This is a genomic window from Paenibacillus agaridevorans (assembly GCF_003112455.1).
GTDB classification, from domain to species: Bacteria; Bacillota; Bacilli; order Paenibacillales; family Paenibacillaceae; genus Pristimantibacillus; species Pristimantibacillus agaridevorans.
Window position 1 is genome coordinate 1 of sequence record NZ_BDQX01000310.1, and the last position, 765, is coordinate 765.

General features: G+C 67.6%; 1 pseudogene. It reads right to left on the reverse strand.

The annotated features are described in order from the left end of the window. A pseudogene (locus tag PAT3040_RS24985) lies at nucleotides 1–684 on the reverse strand (polysaccharide biosynthesis C-terminal domain-containing protein); the annotation flags it as partial. Nucleotides 685–765: the final 81 nt, after the last annotated feature.

Consider the following 765-nt stretch of genomic DNA (forward strand, 5'->3'; position numbering starts at 1 on the left):
GCGGGGGGGGGGGGGGCGCCGGCCGCCAGCCGCCGGAGCGGTGCCATGCGGCAGGCGCAGCCGCGCAGCCGCATGATGCAGTGCCGCCGCGCCCAGCATGGCGGTGGCGCTTAGCGCGACAACGCCGGAGAGCGCCGCTCCCTCGATGCCGAGGGAGGGGACGAGAGCGGCGTTGAGCGCGCCCTTGAGCAGCGCTGCGAGGAGCAGCAGCAGCGCCGGGATTCGCGCTGCGCCGAGCGCTTGCAGCGCGGGAGCGACGACCGCGCTGACGCAGCCGGCGAGCGCGGTAAATCCGATGAGCGCCAGCGCGGTTGTGCCGCTGGCGTCCTTGTACAGCATCACGTTAATAGGCTCGGCTAACAGTACGAGCCCGATAGTGGCCGCGCCTCCGAGGAGCCAGGCCAGCCGCAGCAGCAACGTCAATCGCAGACCAAGCATCTCCGCCGCCCCATCGTCCCCGTTATTATCAGCCTCAATCACGGCCCCGCCTGAACGCTTATTACCGCCTGTTTTCGCGTTTTGATCTTGCGTCCTTCTCAGTCCTGCAGACTTCGCTCCATCGATGATAAACCCGCCATCGGCTTCCCCGTTTGTCCTCCGCGCCTTCCTCGAAGCTCTTCCGCTCTCGAATTTATGCTTCGCCTCATCCCCGCCAAACCCGTTTCCACCACGCCGACGCTGCACCTCGGCGCGAGCTCGTACCAGGCCCGGCACCATAGCCGCGGCTCCAGCACCTGCGGCCATGACAATCAGCTGCACGAGCGG